This window comes from Vibrio genomosp. F10 str. 9ZD137, assembly GCF_049974785.1.
In the GTDB taxonomy this organism is placed as follows: Bacteria; Pseudomonadota; Gammaproteobacteria; order Enterobacterales; family Vibrionaceae; genus Vibrio.
The window spans coordinates 1-361 of sequence record NZ_JBNGCJ010000188.1 but is presented as its reverse complement, the minus strand read 5'-3'; the positions used below and the strand labels follow the sequence as shown (position 1 = coordinate 361).

Below are 361 nucleotides of genomic sequence, written 5' to 3'. Positions count from 1 at the left end.
CCGTTGTCACTGACCTACTCGCTTCCACCTTATTAAAACCTGCTGGTGAGATGGGCGCTGATGTTGTCATCGGATCATCACAACGCTTTGGTGTTCCTATGGGTTATGGCGGCCCTCACGCAGCATTCATGGCAACGCGTGACAAACACAAACGTACCATGCCGGGTCGTATCATTGGTGTCTCCATTGATTCACATGGTAATCAAGCACTGCGTATGGCAATGCAGACTCGTGAGCAACACATCCGCCGCGAAAAAGCGACGTCCAACATCTGTACCGCTCAAGCTCTGCTGGCTAACATGGCTTCGTTCTACGCGGTGTATCATGGCGCAGAAGGCCTTCGCACGATTGCTCGTCGCAC

1 pseudogene is annotated in these 361 nt (G+C 52.9%); it reads left to right on the top strand.

Annotation, left to right across the window (positions count from 1 at the left end):
• Window positions 1-361, top strand: a pseudogene (locus ACP45E_RS02425) (glycine dehydrogenase (aminomethyl-transferring)); the annotation flags it as partial.